The organism is Chitinophaga sp., from assembly GCF_035564935.1.
Lineage (GTDB): Bacteria > Bacteroidota > Bacteroidia > Chitinophagales > Chitinophagaceae > Chitinophaga.
This window is the reverse complement of the sequence record NZ_DATMTE010000209.1, coordinates 1-20,367: the sequence shown is the minus strand read 5'-3', so window position 1 is coordinate 20,367 and position 20,367 is coordinate 1. Positions and strand designations below refer to the sequence as shown.

Genomic DNA, 20,367 nt, shown 5'->3' with positions numbered 1-20,367 from the left:
ACGGTGGCCGGCGCTTCAACACGGAGGTTGCCCAGGCTCACCTGCAAACGCCCCTGTACCGGCCGGTTCAGAATATTCGTCAGCTGCAGCGGCATTATCGGTTGCTGTTCAATACGGGCGGTCATATCTTCCGGGATGATCTCTACCGGTTCATACCCTTCTATGCGTGCGGATTTCAATGCAGCCAGCATGGCGGCAAAGGAACCTTTAGCGCCATTGGTACGGAGATAATATCCCTGGCTGTTCAGCGGTATTTCCAATTTACCGGCTACCGGTAATACCGGATTGCCGTAAAAATCGAACAATTGAAAATCGGCCGGCAGGATCATCTTACCGCCCGACAATGGCTCATAAGGCGCCGGCTTGCCGGCTGCCCGCAACTTTTCAGCGGCGGCTGTTTGTGCCAGTCCCCGCACTTCGCGGAATAGCACATTTTCCGGACCAAATGCCTCACCTATGTCGCCGCATACCACTACCGTGCCGTCGTCGGCATTCTTCTTCAGGCCATCGAACACCATTACCCAGGGTAATCCTTTAGGGAACAGTAACTGCTTAAAATCCCGCTCTCCTATTAAATGCTGCACTGCACCCAGCGCTGCGGCCTGCGACCAGGTATCAGGGATACGGGTGATCTCTTTCACACCGGAAGGCGTATTTATTTTACGGGTAAAATGTTCACTGCCCCTGCCGCCGGTGTACATGTACCCGGCGTAAATGCCCATGGAGCGGTCGTACCCGGCAGAACGGTTGGTGGCTACGGTAAGGCCTATACGATCATCGGTGTTACCTACCCAGCTTTCGGTGTCCCAGATCTTCACACGGCCATGAGGCGATTTGCGGTTCACCCATTCGGGATAAATAGCAGGCGACTCCATGCCCTGGTAGTGGATGGAACAAAAATCGAAGATGGGCAGGAATGTCATTTTTCCATCTGCAAAAAGTTTATCCCAGGCATTGGAATTGGAATCACCACCGCCTACCAGCACATCCGCTCCTTTTTTACGGGCATCCAGCACGGCCTGCGCCATTACGGTATATATTTCGCGGTAACGCGGAATATCCGATTGCCACCCGGAAATAGAGAGTCCTTCCCAGGGCTCATTCCACAGGGAAACCGCTGTTACGGGGCCTTTGGGCCAGCCGTACTCCACACACAGGCGGTGTACAAATTCCCGGAAATCATTATCCGACGAAGGCATCCACACCATATCCTGCTTGGTTTTCTTCATCACGCCGGCGGAGTCAAGAAAAGAACGGAACCTGTTGAAAGGCTGGGGCGCTGATCCCGCACCAAACATCAGCAACACGGTAATATTCTTCTCCTTATACGCTTTTAATTTACGGTCAAGTTCTTTCATTTTTACCGTATAGTCTTTGGCGTTAGCAGGTGTATAATCCACTCCCATGCGGATGGCCTGCACCCCTACCTTTTGCAGGAAATCGGCGCCCATATCATCCAATGATTGTTTGGGATACTGGATCCGCTGCGGATCGGCAGCAAAGGTGCGCACCAGGCTGGTAATAAAACGGCGGCCATATTTACCGAGGTCCATTACCAGCGCATAACCGCCAAAGCGCGGGGGTATGATGGGAAGATGATCGATGTTGACATATCCTTCCGGGGAGATATTCACCTTCACCGGCGTAGTGCTGATGGTGGCAAACTTTACCATCTCCGGCAACCATATATCGCCCGCACGTCCTTTGGTGCCATAGCTGATCAGTTCTATTTTTCCTTCCGCCACCATTGGAATTTTCAGCCGGTTCACCACCTGTATGGTGTAGGAAGGCTGCTCGCCGGGCCACAACACGTTGGCAGGATTGGATGCACTTGCCAGCACTACATTATAATCATAATGCCGCTGGTTATTTCGTACGCCCATTACCGTTTCATAGTTCACCCAGTCTTCCGGCGCTTTCATCTGGGCCATGCCACTCCCTGCACTGATCATCATCAGCGCTGCTATCCATAAATATTTCATCTGTTATTGCTTTATAAACTTACGCTGGCCTATCATCTTCCCATTGCCTGCATCTGTGATCACCAGTATATAGGCGCTTTGCGGCAGGCTGCCCACATCTATGTTCCAGGGACCGTTGCTTTTTGCAGCGGTTGTTTTCACTATTTTCCCTGAGAGATCATAAATGCTGATCATACACGCCGTGGGTTTTGTTAGTTTGATATTGATGTTTAAAGTATTCACTACCGGGTTCGGATATACGCTTAATCCCCGTGTAGCCGGTATCAGTTTCCCGGCGGTAAAGCTGCTGCCGCCGCTGGAATCTGCAGCCGCAGGCGGTGTCCAGAGGTATAATACTACCTTGTTGGCATTGTAGTCGTCTTTAGTGATCATGTACTCCCCGGTGGACCGGTGATAGGCTTTGATACCATATTGAGAATCCACATCGTTGCCTACATACACGTTAGGATTGCTGCTGTTCATCGTCAGCACCAAAGCGCCGGTGGTAAGGTCAAACACATCAATATCCGGAATGGCATAATAACCGACAAAGAGATAATTGCCTGCGGCAGACATCGACTTTGCCTGGGCCCTGCTGAGCGTAATAACGGTATCGGGGGTACGATTTCCGGCCACCCATCCGTGGTATACTTCTATACGGTTACCGATCAGCGTCCAGTCGGTGCTTCCGCCGGCCAGCACCATTACATCACTGGCGGGGATGTATTGCAACTGGTTCAGCCGCGCAATGGAAGCCGGCGTAGGTGTAGATATCACCGGTCCCCAGATGGGCTTTCCGTTAGCGGCAAATCCTGTCAGCGGATAATGCTGAATGGCGTTTGTTTTATCCTGTGAGATCCAGATATCTCCTAAAGAATCCAGGCAGAAGCCATTCCTCACTTTCGTAATGGTATCGCCGGGAATAGCGATGTAACCATCCGTAGCGGGGTTGAAATAGTAGGTATAGAAAATATCTGCATTCTGGTTATTGGCTACCAGGATCCGGTGCCCGCCTACATTGGCGAGGTGTCCGAAATGTTCGCCCCGTGCCCGGTCGCTCATCTGGATGCGTGCATCCCAGGGATAGCGGTAAGGGTCAACAGTGTTGGCCACATAAGCGCCGCCATCGGTACCGGTATAGGAATAAATGATATTGCCGCTGTAAAGCAATTCGCCGTCAGTGCCGGCATCTGCGGCGGCGTTGCCTTCAAAGTTGAGCGCCTGCAGGGTCCACATCAGCGCACCACCGGTACTGTAGCAATGAATATCTGTAGCGCCGTTGCGGCCCAGGTCCCAGGTACCTCCCCATGGATTATTCAGTACGTATAGTTTACCGGAAGCATCGCGGCCAATACCTACTACCCGTGTGAAACGCTTATCCCCCGCAGCGCCGCGGATACCGCCGGTTTCATTGAGATAACCGCCCAATGCGCCGAAGGTGCTGTTTAGTACAGGCGTTCCCGTTAGGTTCGTATAAATTTTGATGTTCATATCCGGTCCCTGGTCGCCCACGAGTAGTTGTCCCCGGGCACTATCGGCGTACAAAGCAGAGAGCCTGGCTGTAGCGCCTGCATTCAATACCGTGCCGGCCACCCCGGTAGAGTCGAACCTGCGGATGTTGCCACTGCCCAATTGCACCACCCATACTGCACCGGAGCTGTCTACAGCAATAGGGCCGGGTGAAGTAACGGTCCATTGCCTGATGAGCGCGCCGCCTGTAGTAAATACTGCCACGCGGTTGCCGCTGGAATCGCTTACATATACACGGCCATCCGAAACAGCGATGCCGGTAATGGCATCTATTGTACCTGTGCTGGCGGTAAACAACAGGTCGCGCAGTTTGGTGCTGCGGTTGTAGCGGCCTATTTTACCACTGTTGGGCGCCTGCTGCGCTGTAAAGATGTACGTGGCATTGCCGCCTATAGCGCTGCCCTGCGACTCTTTGGTACCGCCCATACCTCCGATGGTAGCCCCGTTCTGATAGATGCCGATATTGCGGCCTTTTTCATCCCATAACGATGCCGTGTACACCACTCCCTCCGGCGATACCCACATGGAACGGGCGCAGTTGCCTACATAATGCGTAACATCGGAAAAGGTATTCCCTACCCAGGTAGTGGTATACTGCGCGTAGCTGAAACCGGCTGTTAATACCAGCCATAACGTGGAAATAATATGTTTCATCGCTGATAAGTTTAAGATGTTAGTAGCCGTTATTTTGCACCAGTCGCGGGTTACGGCCTATTTCCCTCAGGGGAATGGGCCACAGTGTTTGGTTGGCCGTAATGCCTAATACCGCTTCCGCCCTGCCGGTGCGTACCAGGTCGTAAAACCGGTGACCTTCAAACGCCAGTTCCTTGAAACGTTCGTTTTCTATAGCCATCGTAAGATTGGTTTCACCGCCATAAGGAAAATCATGCGTACCCGGCGTAGTTAACGGTTCCGCAAAGGCCCTGCGGCGTATGATGTTCAGCGCTTCCGTGGCTTCAGTTGTTTTCCCCAGGTTGTTCAGCGCTTCCGCTCTTACGAGGATAATATCTGCCAGCCGCAACGCAATAATATCAGGTTCTGCACCGCTGGTTAAGCGCGTATATTTATTTACATAAGGCAGCGCAGGATCTGAAGCAGACAGTCCCAAAGCCGCATTCTTCCGGATATCGCCGGTTTCATAGGCGTCAATGATCTTTGCCGTTGGCGTTATCTGGTAACTGCCGGGTTGTATACCTGCCGGAATACCATTCACCGGTACGTATAAACTGAACAGCCCATTGGCCTGCGAAGAGGAACTGACGTACTGTATTTCAAATATTGCTTCTGTGCTGTTTTTACCACTGGTAGAAAACATATTGCTGTAAGCAGTGCTGCCGCTTACCAATGTATATACCGGGCTTTCCATTACTTCCAGGGCTTTGGCGGCTGCGGAGTCATAATTCTTCACGCTCAGGTATGCCTTTGCCAACAAGGCTTTAGCGGCGCCCTGGCTGGCCCTTCCGCGGGTAGAAGACGCAGCGGCAAACGTAGCCGGCAACATGGTTTCCGCCAGCTTCAGGTCAGAAATGATCTGTCCGAAAACACTGTCCGCCGACGACCGCGCCACGGTAAAATCTGCATTAAAAGAAGTATAAGGTTCCAGCACCAGTGGCACAGGACCATAAGCTTTTACCAGGTTGAAATAAAAATATGCCCGCAGGAAATAAGCCTCTCCCAGCAACTGCTGCTTCCTCCCGTCTACAAACAGGCTGTCTTTCATACCAGGCACATGTTTCAGCAAATCGTTAGCGCGGCCTATACCGGTATAATTATTCTGCCAGTAGGTAGCTATCAGGAGATTATCTACCGGGATACCGTGATTGGTAAAAGGACTGTAATTGATCAGCTGAGCCGTGGTGGCATCAGACGCCGCATCGAAAGCCACCGGGAACTGCATAGACATACTTTGTATGGCCGGGTAAATGCCTACTGCGGCACTTTCCGCATCATTGGCGGTTTGCCAGAAATTTTCATCTGCAATAGTATACTCAGGTACCTGGTCCAGCACTTTAGTACAGGAAGCCAATGCCATGAGGAGATATATGAGTCGTAATTTTTTCATAGTGGCTGCTTTTAAAAGTTCACATTTAATCCGAGCAGGAAGGTGCGTGGCTGCGGCTGTACGGCCCAGTCGATCCCAAGCTGTGAGTTTTTCACCGACTGGTTCTGCGATTCAGGGTCCAGGCCGGAATAGCTGGTGATGAGGAAAAGATTTTGCGCGCTGGCGTATAGCCTGGCGCTGCTGATCCTTACCTTCTTCAGCAGATCGGGCTTGAAAGTATAACCCAGCGTAATATTCTTCATCCTGATAAAGGAGCCGTCTTCCACGAAGCGATGCGATACTTCTCCATTGGTTAAACTGTTAGGCGTAACAGGGTCATTGAATATTGCCTTAGGCACATCTGTGTTGGGGTTTTCCGGCGTCCAGCGGTTCAGCGTACGTGCATCACCGTTATTATAGCCGCTCATACGCTCCAGCATGCTGCGCGTTTGGTTATATACCTCGTTGCCATATGACCAGTATAAGAAAAAGCTCAGGTCTACTCCCTTATAGCCAAAGGTATTGGTGATACCTCCGGTATAGTCCGGCAACGCATTACCCAGGATCACGCGATCGGCAGCGGTTATCCTGCCATCGTTATTAATATCATCGTACATCATGTTCCCTGTTTTAGGATCTACTCCCTTGCTGCGGTAGCCAAAGAAGGAACCCACGGACTCGCCTACACGAAATATACTGGTGGGCAACGTGGTACCGAATGATCCGGGCAGGCTTTCTGTAAAGTCGGAGCTGGAAGGGTCGCCTGCCACGGTTTCAGGCAGACTGGTAATTTTATTTCGATTGAAATACAAATTAAAGTTGGTGCTCCAGGTGAATTTACCGCGGATATTATCAGTATTGATGCCTATTTCCAGCCCTTTATTTACCATCTGCCCGATGTTGGCGCCGTTGGTACGTGCAAAGCCGGAGGTGTACGGAAGATCCAGTTTAAAGATCAAACGGTTGGTCTGTTTACGGTAGGCATCTACCGTAACGCTGATCCTGCTATCCCAGAAACTCAGGTCCAGCCCCAGATTGGTGGCGGTAGTAGCTTCCCAGCTCAGATCTACATTGGATAAAGAGGTAGCGGCAATACCGGCTTCCGAACCATAGTTATAACCGGTAGAATAAGTGGCCAGCGCGGGGAAGTCGCTCCCAAGCCCTTCGTTGTTCCCTGTAACACCTATGCTGGCACGTAGTTTCAGCTCATTAATAAAACGTTGCTGTTTCATAAAAGCCTCGTTGGTAACACGCCAGCCTGCAGCCACGGAGGGGAAGAAACCATAACGTTTGTTCTGACCAAAACGGGAAGAACCATCTGTACGTAATACGCCTTCCAACAGGTAGCGGTCGTCGTAGTTGTAACTTAGGCGGCCAAAATAAGATACCAGTCCCCATTGCGAACGATAATCCAGCGGTGCGGAAAGCGCCGTAAAGCCGGTTACAGCCTGTATGATATCGGTTGAATTGGTGTTACCGGAAACGCTGATCCTTCTTACATTCGCTTCCTGCGCGCTCTGGCCTAACAAAGCTGTTAGCTTATGTTTCCCTTTCAGCATGGGTGTATAGGACAATGTATTCTCATTCACCCATAAAAACTGGGTGAATACCGATACAAAGCCACTGGCGGCGGAGCCGTTGTTCACCAGTTTCGACTGGTAACGGTCGTCTGTTACCTGCTGGTTATCGAAGCCAAAACTGGTTTTGAATTTCAGGCCGGGCAGGATGGTGTATTCGCCATAGACATTGCCGATATAGCTGTTTACGATCGACTGGAACCGGAGGTTATTTGCGATCATCACGGGGTTGGTCCAGCGCCGGTTTCTATCGGTATAGTAAGTGCCGTTGGGATTATAAACAGGATCGTTGGGGTTTTCTATCAGCGCCAGCGCCAGTACAGATTGCCCGGAGAAACTGTTATCCATACGGTTATTGGTAGACCTTACCCCTGTTACGTTTACGCCGATCTTCAGCCTGTCTGTAGCGGCAAAATCAAAGTTTACGCGCCCGTTAAAACGTTTGTAATGCTGCAGTCCAACGATGGTTCCCGTTTGATCAAGATAACCGAGCGATACATAATGCGAGGTTTTGCCGGTTCCGCCGGAGATAGATAAATTATAGTTGGATACCGGGGCTGACCTGAAAATAGCATCCTGCCAGTCGGTATTACGACCGGTAACCACTACCGCAGAATCCACGGGCAGGCCGGCGTTTACGCGGGATTCTTTAAACAGCTCCACGAATTGTTCACCGTTCAGCAGGGGCAAACGCTTGGGGATATCCGCTACGCCGGTATACATATTGAAATTAAAACGCGACTTGCCTTCCGCGCCTCTTTTGGTAGTGATGAGGATAACACCGTTAGCGCCCCTGGAGCCATAGATAGCGGTAGCAGCGGCATCTTTCAATATCTCCACTGATTGTATATCGTTGGGGTTAATGTTATTGGTAGTGGCTATTCTTTGTCCGTCGCCGGAAACGCCGTATTGCGCTGCCGGGAGATTGCTCATAGGCACGCCGTCTATCACATACAGGGGGCGGTTTTCGCCGAACAGGGAACCGTTACCACGGATACGGATATACGTTTCATCGCCGGGTGCGCCGGAGTTCTGCACTACCTGGATACCTGCTGCTTTTCCCTGCAAGGCTGCATCCAGGCTGGTTACCGCCACACCTGTAAGTTCGCTACCTTTGATGGAACTTACAGAAGAAGTGAGGTTCTTTTTCTGCTGCGTGCCATAGCCCACTACCACCAGGTCGTTCAGTGAGGCGCTCTGCAGCTTGAGCACGATGTTAAGGGAAGACTGCCCGTTAACATTTACTTCTTTTGGCTCGAACCCCACATAGGAGCACACTAACACAGGATTGCTTTCCGGCACCGCCAGGGAAAAATTCCCCTGGTTGTCTGTAGTAGCGCCCAGTGTAGTTCCTTTTACGCGGATGCTTACTCCTGGCAAGGGATATCCTTTTTCATCGGATATCCTGCCGGATACGATGCCCCGGTCCTGCTCCTTCCCTGCCGGAACCGGTGTTGTTTTTTTGGTGATCACCACTATCTTATCTGTTATTTCATATTGCAGGGAAAGGTTGCCCAGGAAAGATTTCAGTACTTGTTCCAGCGGCTGGTCTTTACATTCCAGTGATACTTTATTAAGCGCTGCAGGCGGTTGATCGCGCCATATAAAAGAATAACCTGTTTGTTGCTTTAACAACGCCAGTACTTTTTCTAGCGGAACATTTTTTACGGAGATAGTTACATTTTGCGCGTAGGCGCTTATATGCAGCAGCAGGATGGTCATAGCAATCCATAACGGTTTGGCGGGCCATCTCTTTACAGCCGGGAGAATACCTGTGGCAAGGAATTTCATATTTTAATTCGTGGATTTTAAATATTAGCAATCATAAACGTGGAAATCTAACCGGGTACGCACACAACGCTCCATGCCGAGGGCCCTCAGCGGCTGGTTTTTCAGCAGGTGTGCATACAACGAGTAGTCCGTGCAGCGATCAGGTCATGACAAATACATTTAAAAGGTTGATTTAATTGGCCTCATGATAAGGCATCACGGTAATAGTTCTTCCCTGTATCTTAAAACGTACGATTTTGGTCAGTTCAAGTGCTTTCAGTAACTGTGATATAGTGGCTGTTCTGGCTACAATGCCGGACAGCTCAATGCCGGACATATCTCCTTCATACTTTACTTCCACATCATACCACCGCGATACCTGCCGCATAATGGTGCTGATATTTGTTTCTTTAAAATTAAACTCCCCATTTTTCCAGCCCAGTATTTCTTCCATAGCGGGTTTATTGATCACCAGCTCACCGGAGACGCCCAGTACTGCCTGTTCACCGGGATGTAATACCCTGCCGGCATTTACTTTCACCGCGCCTTGTACCAGCGTTGTTTTCACAGCGTCTTCATCGGCATAGGCCATGATATTAAACGCTGTACCCAATACCTGTACTTCCATGCCCTTGGCGGTTACGATGAATGGCTTCTTATCATCTTTGGCGATATCAAAGTAGGCTTCTCCCGAAACTTCCACCATTCTTTTATTATCCGGAAAAGCGGCGGGATAACGGATAGAAGATGCGGCATTGAGCCACACATGCGATCCGTCCGGTAAAATAAGCTGGTACAGGCAGCCGTTAGGTGTTTGCATGGTATTATATACCAGGCCGGTGTTCTCCTGTGAAAATTGTTTATAAGCCAACTGCCCGTTGGCCAGCTTAATTACCTGTGCGGAGCCCTGTTGGGCGATGGCGCCGTTAGCAGCACTGTCGAGCGCTATGCGGGTGCCATCTCCCAGGATCAGCACCGGGCGCGCTGTTCCCTGTTCTGTTTGCGCTACCGGCGCTACCGGATTTTTTCTCTTACGGGTATTCCATTCCCAGCTTACCGCCAGCAGCAATAAGAAAATAGCTGCGGCGGCGGCATACTTAAACCAGGAACGGGCAACGATGGGTTTCCTGGCAGGATGCAGCACCGGTATCACTTCGCTTTGCTTTGCCTTCATCATGATCTCTTCCGCCATTTCCCCCGCATCAAAATCGGCATGCTCGGCGTATTCCGGATCATCAAAGGCTTCCTGCAATAATTGGGAGAGCTTTGCCTTGTTTTCCGGCCGCAGGGCCATACTCCTGAACAACCGGATCTCACCGGCGCTCAAAGCGCCGCTCATATATCTTCTAAATAATTCTTCAAAAGTAACTTCAGACATATACTGATGCAGGTTTAATACCTCCCGTTATAAGGACGGAAAATAAAACGGGGGTAAGACAGTAAAATTGAAAATTTCATAAAAAATAGTTGGAAGCCAGGAACAGCAAGGCGAAAACACTTTCGGAATGCCGGCTTAAATACTCCCGGATGCTGCGCAAGGCCCTTACAATATAGGTTTGTGAGCTTACCACGGAAATATTCAGTTTCCGGGAGATCTGTACATGACTTAACCCGTTGAAACGGTGCAATACAAAAACGGTCTTTACTTTTTCCGGGAGATGTTCAATGGCCAGCAGCAGGATCTTTTCCAGCTCCTTGTATTCCAGGCCGGATTGGGCGTCGCTGTAAGGGGCTTCGGAGAGATGATCTGCCAGAAATTCAATATTATCTGTATGCAGCACCTTCTTCTCCAGGTGATCCATGATAAGATTACGGGCACATACATATATAAATGTGCCCACCCTTTCTACACCGGGGAGCTTCTCCCGGTTGTTCCATAACTTAATGAAAATATCCTGTGAGAGGTCCTTAGCCTGTTCAGGGGAGCGGGTAAGGCGCAGCGCCGTACCATATACCTGCGGCCAGTATTGCTTAACGAGAACCTGGAAGCTCCGCTCATCTCCGTTTGCAACGGAGAGCAACAATTCCTGTTCATTAGCGTGGATCATAACGGGTAGTGATGCATGAAAATAGTATAAGTGAATGGAATTTGCAAAATTGGAGAAGGCATGTAGTCATACAGAAACGCGAAATCCCATTCCTGCCGTTTAGGTGCTCAGGTAAAAAACGGGGGCGCAACCGTACACTATCATAAAAAAATGAAGGCGCATGAAGCGTTGCATCTTCATACGCCTTCCGGCTATAAAATGGTGGTTTTCTTAACAGCAGCTAGTGCAGCAATTTTGCCAGTGCAGCCTGCAGCTCCCCGCCCCGCAGGTTCTTACCAACTATTTTTCCCTGCGGATCTATCAGGAAGTTGGAAGGAATGGCTGTAATGCCGTATAAAACGGCGGCCTTGCTGTCGAAGCCTTTTAATTCGGATACCTGTGTCCATGGCATACCGTCCTGGTTCACGGCATGGAGCCAGGCCCTTCTGCCGTTGTTATCATCCAGGGAAACACCCAGTATGGTGAAGTTCTTTTCTTTATACTTGTTGTATGCGGCCAGCAGGTTTGGATTCTCTGCGCGGCAGGGCTTACACCAGGATGCCCAGAAATCAAGCAGCACATACTGCCCGCGGAAATCAGACAACTTAACCGCCTTTCCGGTGGTGTCGTTTTGTTCAAAATCCATTGCTACCTGGCCCAGGTTTGTCCGTTTGCCTATCTCAATATATTCCGCCAGGTGTTTCCCTAAAGTGGTGTTCCTCACATTTTCCGAAAGCCGGTGGAACCTGGCTTCAGCGGTATCCGGGTTATAGTTATAGGCAAGCTCAATTTCTTTGAAGGCATTCAGCGAAATATAGGAATTGGGATGGCTTGCCATAAATACGCGGTTGGTACTGTCGTAAAGCGCCTGGGTACCACGCATAATTACACCGGCTACCTTAAGGAAACTACTGTCTTTATTCGCTTGCCTTATCCATGCGTTGTAGGCCCGTACCAGGGAGTCGGCGCTCTTTTTGTATGGCCTCACCATTTCACGGAGGATTTGTTCATCATCGTTCGTAGCCGATCCTTTCACTACCGCGCGCCAGGCCGAATCCGGCGAGGTAACGGTGATATCGGCGTTGTCAATGTAAAATTGCAGGTTGTCCACATAGGCATACCTGTCTCTTGTTATGGTGTCATGTTTTATGATAAGGTCTGCCTGAACCGGGCTTGCAAGTTTGCCTTTAAAGGTAAAGTTCCCTTTCTTAAGAACAGCCGAATCGGTTACTTTAATACCATCCGCAGTATAGTTCAGGTAGGCTTTTGCCGGCGCGCTTTGTGTACCGATCTTCCCGCGGATCGTAAAACCTTTTTGCGCCATTAAGCTGAATGGAAGACAGCACATAGCTGCCAGGATCAATTGTTTTTTCATTTATAGTGCTTTTCGTTTGTTACGGATATTATTATGGAATTAATGAGATGCCGCTGATAAATATCGCGTTATACGTAGCGGCATACTTAACAGAAGCCAGCGAGGTAAAGCGCAGGTACCTGGCGGTGGCAGGGCCTGTAGTGATTGTTTGCATGTTGTTGGCTATGTTCCCTTCAAAAATGCCCCTGCTTTGCCAGGTGGCGCCATCCATGCTCGTTTCTATTTGTATGGATGTTGGATACCCTCCCTGAGCAGGGTAATTTAACAGCGGAGGCAAATAATAATTCAGGGCGGTGAAAGTGACTTCCCGGTTAAAATTGATGGTTATCCACTGCGGCATTTGCTGTGTAATATTGCTTATCCAATAAGTAGTGAGGTTATTGTCGTCGAGCAAAGTTGCGGGGCCACTTGTACCATTCTGTGAAGAAAAATCTTCAATGGTCCATCCTTTTTTGTTAACAAATAAAGGTTTACCGGTTTTAAAAACGAAATACAGCACGCGGTCGGAGGCGGCCCCCTCCAGGTTACCATCTACCGAACTGATAACAACGGGCAACACGTAAGTAGTGTATTCCGTTAATCTTGTTTGCTGCGCTATGTTCAGTTCAGCGGCATCGGAAAGCGAGGCGCCTGCGGCAATGCGTGTATCGGTTTTAAAAAAGAGATACGAAGCTGACGGTAGCAGCGTAGCATTTCCAAAACGGGTATGAAATGTGGTAATTTTCGTGGTATCAATGGCAAATTTTACCCAGTGATCGCCACCGGAGGTATTGCCGGATAAAGCCGCTTTGATACTTATTACCATCACGGAGTCCTGCAATATGGACAGCGGCATTTCAATGGTATCCTTACCCGCAGCCTGCTGAAAGGAAATGCTGCCATCGGACAGCGCAGCGGGGGCATCGTCCTTGCTGCATGATGCCAGCAGCAGTATTAACGGGCAAATGATGGCGATATATATTTTACGCATTGTTTTGTTTTTTTGTTATGGATTCTGTGGCATTCCGGGGTTGAAACTGATAACCTGAACAGGGATCTGTAAGGTATAGCGCGCGCTGTGCGGCAGCAGGGTGGCAATAATATTCCCTTGCGCATCGTACCTGTTCACGGCTTCCATCCTGTTCTCCTTATCCAAACGGCGCATATCGAACCAGCGCAGTCCGTGGAAAGGCAATTCATGATACCTTTCCATCAGCACTTCCTGTAATACCAACTCTTTGTTGGTTGATTCAAACCGTTCATAGCTGGCAGATACAAACCTGTTTTTGCGGACCTCATCCAGCTGCTGAAGGGCTAGTGCCAGGTTATTACTGCGTGCGGCGCATTCTGCTACTATCAGCTTCATTTCCTGGACAGACGTGCCGCTGTTCATGTAGGTAAACACCGGGGTTACCTGGTTTGGGAAAAAAAGCGTGGCGCCCCGGACGGTGAAAGTGTAATTATCTTTATTCTGAAACAGCTTCCGCACGCGAAGATCGTTGTCGGCAAACGTACGCATATAGTCCAGCGTTACGGTATTGTTACCCACTACCATTCTGCCGTAAATAACGTCCTGGCGGATGCCTAACCGGTCGGATGCGGGAAGCGCGCCGTTATAGTCAATCATTACCGCGTTGCTGTTCTCCAATGCCAGCCCCGCATATTTCTGCGCGGCTGCATAATTGCGGGCATAAAAATATACTCTTGCCAACAGGCTGTATCCTCCTGCCATGGATCCGCGGAACCTGTTGCCGCTGTTATCAGCAGGCAGGTCGGGAATAGCGGTAGTGAGATCATCAATGATATGTTTATAAATTTCCTCAATGGTACTTCTTCCCGGCACCGTCTCCGATACATCGTTGGAAGTTACAAAAGGAACAGCCAGGTCCTTGCCGGCAGTGGCCGAATCATAAGGTTGCCCGTATTCATTTACCAGGTAAAAATATTCCAAAGCCCGCGCCAGCAAAGCTTCTGCCTTAAGACTTCTTTTCTGGCTGTTGGTTCCGTTAACAGCTGCATCAATGCCCAGCAGCACGGTATTAAAATGATTGATCTTAGCATAATGCTCTCCCCAGAATGCGGGTGCTATGTTAATATCCGTGGAAAACTGCGGCGCCCAGGTGTATATCATTTCAGCCACTTCTTTTGGCGGATTGGGAATATTAGGTGCATCCACAATATCACTTAAAAAGTTGGCGGCCCCATAAGGGTAGCCGATACCGTAAATAAGCGATTCATCATTCATCCATTGGTCGTAATCGGCCACAGTGGAAAGCAATCGTTTTCCCTTTGGGGTCACGTCCAGGTATTTGTCGCATCCCGTAAATGCCACGCAGCAAAACAGGAGCAGGATCAGACTATTTTTATAACATTTCACTTGCGTACATTTTAGAAGTTGGTAAAAATCCCGATGGTATAGGTAGGCGTTACATATGTTTTCTGAAAACTACCGGTGCCCATGCTATAGTTATATTTGTTCAAACCAAAGGTTACAATATTGGATGCCTGTCCCTTTACCTCAAAGTGTGTAAAGCCGGTTCTTCTAATAAAACGGGTATTATCTAAACTGTAGGAAACCGTTAAATCGGCCAATGTGATATAATCTCCATTCACTACATACTTATCCGCGTAGTTATAAGCGTTATTTGAATTGAAGCTGTTAAAGCCCGCCAGGCTCATTATATCTGTAGTAAATTCATCTCCCCTTTTTTTCCAGTAATCGCCGGCTCCTTCCAATGGCCGTGGCGACGCTGGATTGGGCCTTGGTACTCTCACCTTAAATCCGCCATAATAATTGATCATGCAGAAAATGTAAAAATTGCCGATATCTACACGGTTACTTAACCCCGCGTTGATGGTTGGAATAGAAGACCCTATATAATGGGTAAAACCCGATGTATCACTGGCCATAAGGGCGTTGATGGCAGATCCCAGGCTGTTAACATCCGTATGATACAATGTTCCCTTTCCATTCGATACCAGCGCGTATCCGGCTGAATCGAGCCCCGCATAGCGGTAAGCGAATAGTGCGCCTACGGGATAACCTTTTACAAATCCCAATGCATTCAGTGTTTGCGGGTTAAAATCGCCCCGCTGGTATACCTCCACTACTTTACTGGTATTACGGGCCAGTACAAGGCCGGTATTCCAGTTAAAATTTTTCCTGGTTATCCAGTCGGCATGCAAACTCACTTCTATCCCGTTATTGTTGATGGAAGCCTGGTTAATCAGGGAAGGGCTCACCCCAATGGTTGGATCAATCAAAGCATTTCCCAGCAGGTCTGTGCTCTTCTTCCTGTAGTAATCTATGCTGCCGGTAATATTTTTGAAGAGATGATAATCCAGTCCCAGGTTAAAGCTGTTCGTTTGTTCCCAGCGCAAACTGCTGTTGGCGTATGAAAGCATGGCAAGCGCCGGGCTGGCGGGAGACGTGTAATTATTGAGCACCGACTGCGCAATTACCTGTGGCAGCGACATTTTAGCCACGTTACCATTAAAGCCATAGGCCAGGCGCAATTTGAGCTGTCTTACCCAGGTAACATCCTGCATAAAATCCTCGTTATGGATATTCCAGGCCGCACCGGCAGACCAGAGGGGCTTATACTTATACTTAGGGTTGGTGCCAAAAAGATTCGACTGGTCAATACGGATACTACCTGTAAGGGAATAAGTATTCTTCAACGAATAAACGATGTTGGCATAACCTGATAGAAATCTGTCTTCCGTATACTGCTGGTCAAACAAGCCGTTAAATCCTCCCAGAAAAGGTGTTGATAAATTAAAAGAGCCTGTGATAGTCCCGGTGGTAATACCGGCATAGTCCACAGGTTGCTGCAGCAGGGTTTCATCATTATACCCGAAATAAGAAGCCAGTTTGCTTTTATTGACAAGATTCCTGATCTCCCCTCCCAATATACCATTAATGGAATGTATACCGTTTATCTTCTTGTTGTAGTTCAGTTGCGCACGGGCGGTGTAAGTGGATGTATTAGCGGTTTGCTGGCGAAGGTATCCACCCCTTGGAATATTATATTTAAGTGTTCCATCGGCATTCTTTACTACGTAGTCATTCACATACTGCCTGGCAACAGATGTTAAATCGGAAGCAAAATAATCCAGGTCTGAGCGGGAGGTTTCATATATTCCTCCAAACGCCAGGTCAAAGCCGCCGCCTATATCATAATTGAAATTTGCGGTAATATGATTATTTACCGTATGTGTTTTATCACTGATGCCATTCACATCTGTGAGTGGATAGTAAAGGTGGTCGTACAAGCCTGATGACATCAGTACATCATTGTAATACGGGGAAATACCTTCACCCGTAATATAAGCAGGCTTTCCATTTACATCCTGAAAGTGCTCATAGGGCGCTATGGAAGTAATATCAGGCAACGGCGCACGCTTTACAAACTGTTCCTGGTAATCGTTAGTTAATTCCAGGGAAAGCCGCCGGGCAAGTTTTATGGTGCTGCGGGCGGAAAGCATAAACCTGTTGTTGGAGTTGTTGATGTCCTGGAGCCTGTTCCCGGTATAATTGGCTTTAATATAATAGAGGGCATTGCTATTGCCGCCGGAAACATTCAGGTTATAGGTTTGTGTTACTGCGGTGCGTTGAAATAACCTGCTGTAATCGTCAATATTATCATAGTTTTCCATTTCGGCGAGGGCCCCTGCCGCCTGGTCCGGCGTAATCATATCAGCTGCCTGCTGTGCCAGGATGTAGAACACTTTCTGACGCCGTACATTACCACCGGTGGCTGTTGACAACTGTCCCCAGGTAGCTGCACTGACGCTTTTGGAGTAGATATCTTTCTGATAGTTGGTAACAATGGAAGAAGCATTATCCGCCCACCGGTAACGGCTGTAATTTTCCTTTGGTGTAATTTCGGCGGTTGCCCTGAAAGCGAACCTGGGCTTACCGATGGCGGCCTGCTTTCTTTCAATTACAATCACCCCGTTGGATGCCCTCACACCATACACCGTAGCAGCTGCGGCATCTTTTAATATCGTTACCGATTTGATTTCATTGGGATCCACCATATCCAGCGTCAGCTCAGTAGGATAACCGTCTATTACAATTAACGGACTGGCATTGGCCGACATGGTAGAAATACCGCGGATATTGAACAACGGCCGGGCATCGCCATTGTTGCTAAAAGTTACATTATTGTTGATCATCAGTCCCGGTAACCGGTTCACCAATCCATCCAGGAAATTGCTGCTAACCCTGGATTCGTACTCCTTAGTGCTTATCTGCGATACCGCTCCTGTACTTTGTTCCGGCCGGATACGCTGGTAGCCGGTGTTTACAGTGGCTACTTCCACCGTGGTAAGGGCATTCACAATATGCTTCAGTACAATGTTCAGCGCGGCGCCGGCGTCGTCCAGCGTTATCAGCTGGCTTTCGAAGCCAATAGAAGAAAAATACAACCTGTCGCCTTTCTGTAACTGTATCCCTATGGCAAATTCTCCCCTGCCATCTGTTTGCGTTGCAGCAATTATAGCGCTGCCTCTCATGGCCTTAATGCTTACACCTGGCAGTGCCCTGCCGGTGGAATCGGTGATACGCCCTTTTACAGGACCTGATAAGATAACCGGCTCCGCTGCTTTTTTCCCGGTTTCATCCGGTTTATGACGAATGAAGATGGTAGTTCGCCTGATGGTATAGGCCAGCGGCTGTTCTGCAAAAACCACGTCCAGTAATGCCTTTAACGACAGGTCGCGGACCGAGAGGGAAACAGGTACTGCATTTTTGAAATCCGCTTCATTATAAAGCGCAGTGTAACCGGTTTGCTTTTCAATAGCCGCCAGCACATTTTCCAGTTTCAGGTTGGAGCCTGAAAGCGTGACAGTTTGTGAAAACGTTTTTGCCGATACGTGACAGATAAAACCTGTTAACAGGATGGCGATTAATTTAACCTGCATCAGAAGTTTTCTTTTAATTGCCGGATCGCAGTTGAACAAGGCAGCGATCCCAGATTTGGTTGATTTCGGGAAGGGCCCGACAAAGAATGCCCTTCCGTTACAAAAAGTGATTAATTTCATACTTTTGCAACAGTTTGGTTGATTTAAAAAACAGTTGATTCTTTAGCGAGATAATTGTTGATGATCAGCCCAATGACAGCCGGCAGAGTGGTTCCAAGCACTCTCCGGCTTTTTCAGGCCGCAATAATTTCATCGGTACGTTTTCATGTCAGCGATAATTTGATTTATTAAATGATTACTAGTTTCCGTCCTTCGAGTTTATAGCGGATGCCAAAGTCGGCCAACGCATCCAGCAAGTCCTGTAATTGAAGGTCACGGCCGGGTTTACCCCTGATCACCATTTTCGGTGTATTCCCTTTATATTCTACTTCTATATCATACCAGCGGGCCAGTTGCCGCATAAATTCTTCGAGCGATACGCCATCGAAATTAAACTTGCCGCTTTTCCAGGCCACCACTCCGGCTACATCCACATTTTTACTGACAGTAATATTATGCTGCATCACCGCCTGCTGACCGGGTTGCAGCAATACCGCCTCCTGCTTTTTCTTCATCCTTACACTGCCTTCCAGTAAGGTAGTCCTCACAACGGGTTCATCTGCATAAGAATTAATATTAAAGCTGGTGCCCAATACCTCTACTGCGGCGGTATCTCCTATCATTACACGGAAAGGCTGACTGGCATTTTGCGCCACTTCAAAATAAGCTTCCCCGGTAAGTTCCACTTTTCTTTCATTTCCCGTAAACGCAGTCGGATAGTGTAATACAGTGGCAGCATTCAACCAAACCTGTGTGCCATCCGGCAAGGTAAGTCTGAACTGTCTTGCCTTGGGGGTGGAAATGGTATTCCAGGCCACTGCGCCGGTCGCCCTCCCTGTTGGCTCATAAGCCAGTTGCCCGTCTTTCAGCATCACCCGTGCGCCTGCCTGTGCGGACACCTGCCCGTTGCCCAGGCTATCCAGCACCACGGTACTACCGTCTGCCAGTGTTAAAACGGCGCCATCTTTACCTGGCTCAATAGGGCTTGCAGCCAATTGGTTTGCCGGTGTACGCCCTTTATTATTTATACGGGTAAGATACCAGGCGCCTGCGGCCAACAGCAGCGCAACCGCAGCCGCTACACGCCACCAGGCGCGTATATGGCGCACCGGTACGTTCACGGCTTCATTCACAGGCGGCTTATCGGCATCCAATACGTTTTGCAGTACCTTTTGCCACGCGGGACTGTGGGAAGAAGGCGTATCGCCGGGGAGGTTCAATGGCTTCCGGTTGAAATATGCCTGTACATGCGTTACCAGCCAGGGTTCCGGATGCGCTTCCATCAATTGCATCAACTCCTCATAGTCGCCTGGTCCGGCCACTTCCGAATGTATAAGTTCCAATAACTGGTTGGCCCTTTCAATAATTTTACTGTCCAAATATTTGTATTTAGTTTAATGTTGGTGGCATTAATGCGCGATTGCCAGTGTTTTCCGGCGATATCACATGACTATAGTACCCTGGAGGCAGGAAATATACACAAGCAAAACAAACTTTTTTTTAAAAGCGGTGTAAAAGGATCAAAATGAGGGGAATTTCAATGCCATGTTCTACCAGGTACTCCCTGATAACCTTGCCTGAGCGCGTGAGTGAATTGCGGACAGCCTGAACGGAGATGTCCAGTTCCACAGCAATTTCAGCCGGCTTTTTACCAGACATGCGGTTCAGATGATATATTTTTTGCTGTTGTTGCGGCAGCTCATTGATGGCCTGCCGGATAAGCCGGGTGGTTTCTGAAAGACTAACCGCATCTTCGGTTTCATTGGTATGCAAATGTAATTCCCCGGTTGATCCCAGCTGAACAGCCCGGAGCTTCTGCTGTTTCAGGTACTTAAAAGTGCGGTTATAGGCAATACGGGAAATCCAATGCTGCGGTTCGTCTACTTCCGGCAATTTTTGCCGCCCCAGCCACAAATACAAAAAGACCTCCTGGGTAAGGTCTTTAACAGTATCTTCAACAGGTACCAGGTTATAAATAATCCTGTAAAGCTGTGGCATGTAAATATGAAACAGCTCTTCGAATGCCTGCTCATCTCCTTCGGCTATCCGGGAAAAAAGCGCCCGGTCTGTATGTTTATCA

General features: G+C 48.9%; 12 protein-coding genes. All 12 read right to left on the bottom strand.

Translation table 11 applies throughout. The annotated features are described in order from the left end of the window. The coding region (locus VN105_RS05490) for a hypothetical protein (protein ID WP_325638724.1) at positions 1-1,982 on the bottom strand (1,982 nt) is incomplete at its 3' end. 3 nt (positions 1,983-1,985) lie between these two features. After that, on the bottom strand, positions 1,986-4,145 hold the full coding sequence (locus VN105_RS05485; RefSeq protein WP_325638722.1) for a T9SS type A sorting domain-containing protein: 2,160 nt from the start codon (positions 4,143-4,145) through the stop codon (positions 1,986-1,988). A 19-nt stretch (positions 4,146-4,164) separates the two neighbouring features. Then, positions 4,165-5,553, bottom strand: coding sequence for a RagB/SusD family nutrient uptake outer membrane protein (locus VN105_RS05480; protein ID WP_325638720.1), 1,389 nt, complete (start codon positions 5,551-5,553; stop codon positions 4,165-4,167). Positions 5,554-5,564: 11 nt separating this feature from the next. Further along, the gene (locus tag VN105_RS05475) at positions 5,565-8,900 is read right to left on the bottom strand and encodes a TonB-dependent receptor (protein WP_325638718.1); all 3,336 of its coding nucleotides are present in this window, start codon (positions 8,898-8,900) and stop codon (positions 5,565-5,567) included. A 172-nt stretch (positions 8,901-9,072) separates the two neighbouring features. Further along, entirely contained in the window at positions 9,073-10,257 is a 1,185-nt protein-coding gene (locus VN105_RS05470; RefSeq protein WP_325638716.1) for a FecR family protein, read from the bottom strand. Positions 10,258-10,333: 76 nt separating this feature from the next. Then, on the bottom strand, positions 10,334-10,927 hold the full coding sequence (locus tag VN105_RS05465; RefSeq protein ID WP_325638714.1) for an RNA polymerase sigma factor: 594 nt from the start codon (positions 10,925-10,927) through the stop codon (positions 10,334-10,336). A gap of 220 nt (positions 10,928-11,147) precedes the next feature. After that, on the bottom strand, positions 11,148-12,281 hold the full coding sequence (locus VN105_RS05460) for a TlpA disulfide reductase family protein (RefSeq protein WP_325638712.1): 1,134 nt from the start codon (positions 12,279-12,281) through the stop codon (positions 11,148-11,150). A 31-nt stretch (positions 12,282-12,312) separates the two neighbouring features. Next, positions 12,313-13,251 carry a discoidin domain-containing protein gene (locus VN105_RS05455; protein ID WP_325638709.1) on the bottom strand — a complete coding sequence of 313 codons (939 nt, stop codon included), beginning with the start codon at positions 13,249-13,251 and terminating at the stop codon, positions 12,313-12,315. A 15-nt stretch (positions 13,252-13,266) separates the two neighbouring features. After that, positions 13,267-14,637 carry a RagB/SusD family nutrient uptake outer membrane protein gene (locus tag VN105_RS05450; protein WP_325638707.1) on the bottom strand — a complete coding sequence of 457 codons (1,371 nt, stop codon included), beginning with the start codon at positions 14,635-14,637 and terminating at the stop codon, positions 13,267-13,269. Positions 14,638-14,648: 11 nt separating this feature from the next. Continuing rightward, complete coding sequence (locus tag VN105_RS05445; RefSeq protein ID WP_325638705.1) at positions 14,649-18,188, bottom strand: SusC/RagA family TonB-linked outer membrane protein; 3,540 nt, start codon at positions 18,186-18,188, stop codon at positions 14,649-14,651. A 287-nt stretch (positions 18,189-18,475) separates the two neighbouring features. Beyond that, positions 18,476-19,666 carry a FecR family protein gene (locus VN105_RS05440; protein WP_325638703.1) on the bottom strand — a complete coding sequence of 397 codons (1,191 nt, stop codon included), beginning with the start codon at positions 19,664-19,666 and terminating at the stop codon, positions 18,476-18,478. Positions 19,667-19,787: 121 nt separating this feature from the next. Continuing rightward, a partial coding sequence (locus VN105_RS05435) for an RNA polymerase sigma factor (RefSeq protein ID WP_325638701.1) occupies positions 19,788-20,367 on the bottom strand: 580 nt, incomplete at its 5' end.

Excerpts from the sequence above, each read along its gene's own strand:
- VN105_RS05485 (WP_325638722.1), bottom strand. The coding sequence starts at position 4,145 with ATGAAACATATTATTTCCACGTTATGGCTGGTATTAACAGCCGGTTTC.
- VN105_RS05480 (WP_325638720.1), bottom strand. The coding sequence starts at position 5,553 with ATGAAAAAATTACGACTCATATATCTCCTCATGGCATTGGCTTCCTGT.
- VN105_RS05475 (WP_325638718.1), bottom strand. The coding sequence starts at position 8,900 with ATGAAATTCCTTGCCACAGGTATTCTCCCGGCTGTAAAGAGATGGCCC.
- VN105_RS05470 (WP_325638716.1), bottom strand. The coding sequence starts at position 10,257 with ATGTCTGAAGTTACTTTTGAAGAATTATTTAGAAGATATATGAGCGGC.
- VN105_RS05465 (WP_325638714.1), bottom strand. The coding sequence starts at position 10,927 with ATGATCCACGCTAATGAACAGGAATTGTTGCTCTCCGTTGCAAACGGA.
- VN105_RS05460 (WP_325638712.1), bottom strand. The coding sequence starts at position 12,281 with ATGAAAAAACAATTGATCCTGGCAGCTATGTGCTGTCTTCCATTCAGC.
- VN105_RS05455 (WP_325638709.1), bottom strand. The coding sequence starts at position 13,251 with ATGCGTAAAATATATATCGCCATCATTTGCCCGTTAATACTGCTGCTG.
- VN105_RS05445 (WP_325638705.1), bottom strand. The coding sequence starts at position 18,188 with ATGCAGGTTAAATTAATCGCCATCCTGTTAACAGGTTTTATCTGTCAC.